Source organism: Streptomyces sp. NPDC057137 (genome assembly GCF_042670825.1).
In the GTDB taxonomy this organism is placed as follows: domain Bacteria; phylum Actinomycetota; class Actinomycetes; order Streptomycetales; family Streptomycetaceae; genus Streptomyces.
Genome location: NZ_JBHUUW010000059.1, coordinates 44,401 through 50,574, shown reverse-complemented (window position 1 = coordinate 50,574; position 6,174 = coordinate 44,401). Strand labels below are relative to the sequence as shown.

At 70.9% G+C, this 6,174-nt stretch carries 7 protein-coding genes; 2 read left to right on the top strand and 5 right to left on the bottom strand.

All coding sequences use genetic code 11. From position 1 onward, the window contains the following. Window positions 1–68: 68 nt before the first annotated feature. From ACFT9I_RS32165 to ACFT9I_RS32145, 5 genes are all read right to left on the bottom strand, one after another. Complete coding sequence (locus tag ACFT9I_RS32165) at window positions 69–1,610, bottom strand: DEAD/DEAH box helicase (RefSeq protein WP_382570103.1); 1,542 nt, start codon at window positions 1,608–1,610, stop codon at window positions 69–71. 377 nt (window positions 1,611–1,987) lie between these two features. Further along, window positions 1,988–2,191, bottom strand: a complete 204-nt coding sequence (locus ACFT9I_RS32160; protein ID WP_014061102.1) for a cold-shock protein — start codon at window positions 2,189–2,191, stop codon at window positions 1,988–1,990. A 405-nt stretch (window positions 2,192–2,596) separates the two neighbouring features. Then, window positions 2,597–3,430: a GNAT family N-acetyltransferase gene (locus ACFT9I_RS32155; protein WP_382570101.1), complete on the bottom strand. Its 834-nt coding sequence runs from the start codon at window positions 3,428–3,430 to the stop codon at window positions 2,597–2,599. 59 nt (window positions 3,431–3,489) lie between these two features. Then, complete coding sequence (locus ACFT9I_RS32150) at window positions 3,490–4,185, bottom strand: class F sortase (RefSeq protein ID WP_382570099.1); 696 nt, start codon at window positions 4,183–4,185, stop codon at window positions 3,490–3,492. Next, complete coding sequence (locus ACFT9I_RS32145) at window positions 4,182–4,799, bottom strand: hypothetical protein (protein WP_382570097.1); 618 nt, start codon at window positions 4,797–4,799, stop codon at window positions 4,182–4,184. Before ACFT9I_RS32145 ends, ACFT9I_RS32150 begins: the two co-directional genes overlap by 4 nt. 351 nt (window positions 4,800–5,150) lie before the next feature. Between ACFT9I_RS32145 and ACFT9I_RS32140 the strand changes: the two genes are divergently transcribed. Together ACFT9I_RS32140 and ACFT9I_RS32135 are read left to right on the top strand one after the other, a co-directional pair. Beyond that, window positions 5,151–5,861 carry a TetR/AcrR family transcriptional regulator gene (locus ACFT9I_RS32140; protein ID WP_382570095.1) on the top strand — a complete coding sequence of 237 codons (711 nt, stop codon included), beginning with the start codon at window positions 5,151–5,153 and terminating at the stop codon, window positions 5,859–5,861. A gap of 4 nt (window positions 5,862–5,865) precedes the next feature. Then, window positions 5,866–6,135: a hypothetical protein gene (locus tag ACFT9I_RS32135; RefSeq protein ID WP_382570093.1), complete on the top strand. Its 270-nt coding sequence runs from the start codon at window positions 5,866–5,868 to the stop codon at window positions 6,133–6,135. Window positions 6,136–6,174 lie beyond the last annotated feature (39 nt).

The following is a 6,174-nucleotide window of genomic DNA, read 5'->3' as shown; positions in this document are numbered from 1 at the left end:
CGTCACCAGTCGGTGACGGGGCCCTCTTCCGTATGCGCCCTATGAGGACCTGTGCGGCCCTCGGCTGTTTACGCGGACCAGCTGCGCGACGACGACTGGCGAGCGCCGCCGGACCGGCCCTGCGAGGCACCCGAGCCCGACGACCTGCGGCCCTGGGCCGGACGGCTGCGGCCACGGCTGCCCGAACCGCCCTTGGCGCGCTCCGAGACGGGCGTGGAGATGACCACGGGAACACCCGAGGGCGCCTGCGCCCCGGTGATCCGGCTCAGCTCGGCCTCGCCGGAGCGGACCTGCGCGACCTGGGGCACGATGCCCGCGTCGGCCATCAGACGCGTCATGTCGCGACGCTGGTTGGGCAGGACGAGCGTGACGACGCTGCCCGACTCCCCGGCGCGCGCGGTGCGCCCGCCACGGTGCAGATAGTCCTTGTGGTCGCTGGGCGGGTCGACGTTCACGACGAGGTCGAGATTGTCGATGTGAATGCCCCGCGCCGCGACGTTCGTCGCCACCAGCACGGTGACATGACCCGTCTTGAACCGGGCGAGCGTCCGGGTGCGCTGCGGCTGGGACTTGCCACCGTGCAGCGCGGCGGCGCGTACGCCGCTGTTCAGCAGGTGCTCGGTCAGCCGGTCGACGGCGTGCTTGGTGTCCAGGAACATCAGCACCCGGCCGTCACGCGCCGCGATCTCCGTGGTGGTCGCGTACTTGTCGGCGTTCTGCACATGCAGGACGTGGTGCTCCATCGTGGTGACCGTGCCGACGGCGGCGTCGACGGAGTGGACCACCGGGTCGTTCAGGTAACGGCGGACCAGCAGGTCCACATTGCGGTCCAGCGTCGCCGAGAACAGCATCCGCTGGCCCTCGGGCCGTACCTGGTCGAGCAGTTCGGTGACCTGCGGCATGAAGCCCATGTCGGCCATCTGGTCGGCCTCGTCGAGGACGGTGATGGCGACCCGGTCCAGCCGGCAGTCGCCGCGCTCGATGAGGTCCTTGAGCCGCCCCGGGGTCGCGACGACGACCTCGGCGCCGCCGCGCAGCGCGCCGGCCTGCCGGCCGATCGACATACCGCCGACGACGGTGGTGAGCCGCAGCTTCAGCGAACGGGCGTACGGGGTGAGCGCGTCGGTGACCTGCTGGGCCAGTTCACGCGTCGGTACGAGAACGAGCGCCAGCGGCTGCTTCGGCTGGGCACGCTGTCCGGCGGTGCGGACGAGGAGCGCCAGGCCGAAGGCGAGGGTCTTGCCGGAGCCGGTACGGCCGCGGCCGAGGACGTCGCGTCCCGCGAGCGAGTTCGGCAGCGTCGCCGCCTGGATCGGGAACGGCTCGCTCATGCCGAGGCCGGTGAGCGCGGTCATCACCGGCGACGGCATGTCCAGCTCGGCGAAGGTCGCCACGGCGGGCAGGGCGGGAGTGATGGTGACCGGCAGGGCGAATTCGCCGTGCACGGCGGCGGGACGACGGCCGTAGCCGCCTCCCGACCGGCCGGAGGAACCCGAACGGCCCGAGCCCGACGACTGCGGGCGGAAGCGGCTGCCGCCACCGCCGGAGGCGCCGGGGCCGCCGGAGCGGGTACGTGAGTAACGGTCGTTCGTGCGAGGTGTGCGGTTCATGCTGAACCTCTCTCGATGCGGCACGTATCGAGGAACTCTTGGGCAGAATGACCGCGCAAAGAATCGCAAGAACGAGCCGGGGGAAAACAAAAACAGAACCGCGCCGGGGCGTGAAACGCCGGAACCGGCACGTGGAAATACTCGGAATCGACCGAGCGTAGGCGACCAGGTCGCCAGGAGTACGGGGGCCCGGCAGTCCGGTGCGGGGCCGACATCGGTGGAGATTTGTCGGCCGGCCGTCAGGACAGCGAGGAGAAACCTGGTCCCGCGCCACACTTCGATGTGTCACGCGCACCGGGCGGGCCCCGGAGAAAAAGCAACGTAGCCAGGGCCCGCATCGCAAGGTGCGGGCCCCAGCTACGTCTTACGCCTCAGCGTCAGGCGGGAACGATGTTCTCCGCCTGCGGGCCCTTCTGGCCCTGCGTGACGTCGAAGTTCACCTTCTGGCCCTCCTGCAGCTCACGGAAGCCCTGGGCGGCGATGTTCGAGTAGTGGGCGAAGACGTCAGCGCCGCCGCCGTCCTGCTCGATGAAGCCGAAACCCTTTTCCGCGTTGAACCACTTGACGGTGCCACTAGCCATTTTGATCTCCTTCAGGGCAATGCTGCCCGGGGGCTCGCACTGTGCGAACCCCGCGTCGCCTTAAATGATTACCCCGTCCGGAAAAGCACCGGAAATACAAAAGCGCGCCCACCGACACATAAAGTCAGCGAGAGCACTTGAAGTCTTCGGGAACCACAACTGCAACTGGTGTCTACAGTAGCACGGTGCATGCGGCCGAGTACGGGACGTCTTGGCGATCCCGGTCCACGCCGCGAAAAATCGAGCGAGTCGCCGGTGAATTTTCCGATCCGCGATCGGGGAATATTCTCCGGTTCTTCACCCGGCGGCTACTCCCACCGGCGTACACGCGCCCGCGACCCGGGCGCGCGCCCGGGTCTGAGATCCGGGGCGCCCGGTCGCTCGGGCCGATCGGGGTCCGGCCGGTCAGCCGGGCGTGTGGACGTACGGAGTGGTCGTGCTCAGCTCCTCGAAGCCCAGCCGCCGCAGAATGGGGCGGCTCTGGCTCGACGCGTCGACCTGCATGTAGCGGTAGCCCCGCTCGGCGGCCAGGCGGGTACGGAAGGCGACCAGCGCGCGGTAGAGACCCCGGCCGCGCCAGGCGGGGACGGTGCCGCCGCCCCACAGGCCGGCGAACTCCGTGCCGGTCGGCAGCTCCATCCGCGCCGCGCTCACCGGTACGTCACCGGCCATGGCGACCGCCGCCGCCACGTCCCCCGGGGCGGCCGCGAGCTGGGCCAGCAGGCGCTCGCGGGTGTGTGAACGGTCCGTACCGAACGCCTGCTCGTGGACCTCGGCCATCAGCTCCACGCCCGCCACGTCGGTGACCGCGATCAGCCGCACTCCGTCGGGCAGCGCGACATCGCCAGGCAGGGCCGCGGCCTCGGCGATCATCAGCGTCTCCGGAGGCTCCGGCGTGAACCCGGCCGCCTCCAGGCGGCGGGCGAGGTCGCGCGGGCCGTCGTGCGAGTAGACCTTCCACTCGAACTCAAGGCCCAGGGAGGTGAAATGGCGTACCTGCTCGGCGATCGCGGCATCCGCCGAGTCGGTGTCCAGATCCGACCAGAGGACGCCGTTCCAGCCGCCGTCCGCCGGCTCGTCCGCGACCCCGTCCGTGACCCCGTCCGTGCCGGGTCCGCCGACGGTGGTCGTCTGGCGGACCACGGCGCCGACCCGTTCGACCACGACCCCGGGGCCGTCGGCCGGGGCCTCTCTGCGCATCTGGCGGTCGAACAGTGTGAGTACGGCTTCAGTGTCCATCCGCCCACTTCAGCGGGGTCGTCGCCCGTACCGCAACAGGTTTGCCGTGCCGCCGCCGGTCAGGCCGCCTTGCGGGTCTCGGTGAGTCTGGCGAAGGCGACCACATTGCCCTGGTACCCCGTCTTCTCGGTGAAGGCGCCGCCGCAGGTGATCAGGCGCAGTTCCGGCGCGCCCGTCGCGCGGTAGACGTTCTCGGCCGGGAAGTTCCGCTTGGTGAAGCCCTCGACGCCGTAGACGGTGAACACGGCCGTGGTGCCGTCCGCGCGGGTCACTTCGACGCGGCTGTCCTTGGTGAGCCGGCCCAAGTCGTAGAAGACGGCGGGGCCTTGACCGGTGTCGACATGACCGACGATCACCGAGGTGCCCTGCTCGCCGGGTGTCACCGACCCCCGGAAATGGCCCGCCAGATCCGGTCTGGTGGGCGGCGGCGCGTCGATCCAGCCGTCCGCGTCCAGCGACACCCGCGTCAGCGGCGCGTCGACGCGTACCGAGGGGATACGGATCCGGGTCGCGGTGGAGCCCGGCAGCGGAGGCGCGGCCTTCGCGGCCGCTCCCGCCGGGCGCGGCATCGGGACGGCGTCCGCGCCCGTACCGGCGTTCGGATCGGCGTCGGCCGCGACGGGTCCCGCGCCCGCCGGCTGGGGCGGGAGCACGAGCCCGCCCTCGCTGCTGAGCCGCACCACGAAGATGCCCACGAGCAGGAGCAGTACGACCGTCGACCAGCGGGAGGCGCGGAGCCGTTCCGTCTCCGTCATCGGGAACCGTTCTCCGGCCGGTTGCGGGCGAGGCGGATACCGCCGCCGAGCGCGACCGCGATGACCGCGCCTCCGACCGCCAGGCCCGCCGTGTTCGGCCCGCCGTCGGTGCTGCCGCCGATTCCGGCGTTCACGCCCTTGTGCGCGCCGTCCTCGTGAGGCTCGTGCGGCCGCTGCTCCGGGTGCTCCGGCCGGGACGGCTCCCACGGCTCCGGCGGCTCCGCCGAGTGCGGCGGCTTGCCGGGGTTCTCGGGCTTCCCGGGCTTGCCCGGTTTGCCGGGCTTGATCATCAGGGGCAACGAGCGGATCACACCGTCGCAGTCGAAGGTGATCTCGTACTCGGCCTCCGGCTTCACGTCGTCGAAGATCCTCGCCGACTTCGACTCACCCTCGTTGAGGGTGACGGTCTCGAAGACTCCCGACGACACGGTCACGGTGGGCACCTGGCAGCCGGCGGTCCGGATCGTCACCTCGCCGCCGGGTTCGATCGCCTCGGGGGAGACGCTGTAGTCGTATTCGGCCTCGTCGCCCGCGAACGCGGGCGCCCCCGCGCCGAGAATGAGAGCCGCGGCGCCCGCGACCGCCGCCGAGGCCGTACCTATCGTGCGCCGCATCGCATCTCCCACTCGTGATCGTCCCGTGTACGTCGGAGGCGCCACGGCGGGAAATGCCGAACGCACCACACGGCGATCCCGACGCTAGAAGTGATGAATTGTCAGCGCACTCCGGGGGCCCGCCGCTGCCGCCACACGGGTTACGGGGCGGGCACTCGGGCTACCGCCCGGGGGCTGTGGCCGGTGGGGTGGGTGTGACGGGCGGGTCGGAACCGCAGTGAATGAAACGGAATTCACCGAAACCCGACCGGCGGGCGCATAGGGCGTGCCATGCTCGGTAAGCACTCTTACCGGTGATTCCGCCACGGGCGTGTGGCGTGATGCGGGCACGGTGTGATTCGGGGAGAGCGAATGGAATCGGCAAGTGATCCCGTGGGCGGTACCGACGGTACGGACGGTCTTCACGGAGCGGCACTCGGCACCGGACACGCCCGCAAGGCGCTGCGCCGTGAGCGGCTGCTGACGACGGCGACCGATCTCTTCACGACCCGCGGTTACGTGGGCACGTCGATCGAGCGGATCTGCGCCACGGCGCATGTCTCGATCCGCGCCTTCTACCAGGAGTTCGAGGGGCGTGAAGCCCTGCTGATCGCGTTGCACAACCAGGTCGCGCGGGCCGGCATGGAGGCGACACTCGCGGCCCTTGACGGTCCCGGCATCGACGCGGCCGACACCAGGACCCGGGTGACCGCGATGGTGCGCGCGTACGTGGGCGCGGTGACCGCCGATCTCGCGGCCACGCAGGTCGCCTTCGTCGAGGTGATCGGGGTGAACCGCGCCGTGGAGGACCACCGGGTGGTCTGGCGCAGCTTGTGGACGGACTTCCTGACCGGCGAGGCGGACCGCGCCGTCGGACGCGGCGAGGCGGTGCCGCGTGACTACACCCTGGCCATGGTGGCCCTGATCGGCGCCATCAACGAACTGATCGCGCACTGGGCCCGCGGTGGTGGAGCGGTGCCGCGCGAGGTCGTGGCCGACGAGCTGATCCAGCACGTGCTCGCCACGATCGGCCATCCCACGGGACCGGGAGACGGCGCCGTACGGGCGGACGAGGGAGCGTGAGGGTATGAGCGGGCTCTGGCACCAGGTCATGCGGAGCATGTCCCAGCCCGACGCGTCGCCCGACGACGACATCCTCGCGCTGGCCGCCGCCGACATCGCGTTACGCAACCACCCGGAACCGCCCGCCGACGCCGACGTCGTGCTCGACATCGCGCGGTCCGAGTTCGCCGCCGTACTGACCGTGCGGCAGGCCAGGGCCGCGCTCCAGCGGGCCCGCGAGATGGCCAAGGAACAGGCGGCGCGGGACCGGGATCGTACGGACCAGGACGGCTGAACGGCAGTTCAGCGGGTTGCACCGCCGAGGGGGCGGCCC

Bases quoted from the DNA above. Each gene is read 5' to 3' on its own strand.
- ACFT9I_RS32160 (WP_014061102.1), bottom strand. From the start codon at position 2,191: ATGGCTAGTGGCACCGTCAAGTGGTTCAACGCGGAAAAGGGTTTCGGC.
- ACFT9I_RS32135 (WP_382570093.1), top strand. From the start codon at position 5,866: ATGAGCGGGCTCTGGCACCAGGTCATGCGGAGCATGTCCCAGCCCGAC.
- ACFT9I_RS32150 (WP_382570099.1), bottom strand. From the start codon at position 4,185: ATGACGGAGACGGAACGGCTCCGCGCCTCCCGCTGGTCGACGGTCGTA.
- ACFT9I_RS32140 (WP_382570095.1), top strand. From the start codon at position 5,151: ATGGAATCGGCAAGTGATCCCGTGGGCGGTACCGACGGTACGGACGGT.
- ACFT9I_RS32165 (WP_382570103.1), bottom strand. From the start codon at position 1,610: ATGAACCGCACACCTCGCACGAACGACCGTTACTCACGTACCCGCTCC.
- ACFT9I_RS32155 (WP_382570101.1), bottom strand. From the start codon at position 3,430: ATGGACACTGAAGCCGTACTCACACTGTTCGACCGCCAGATGCGCAGA.
- ACFT9I_RS32145 (WP_382570097.1), bottom strand. From the start codon at position 4,799: ATGCGGCGCACGATAGGTACGGCCTCGGCGGCGGTCGCGGGCGCCGCG.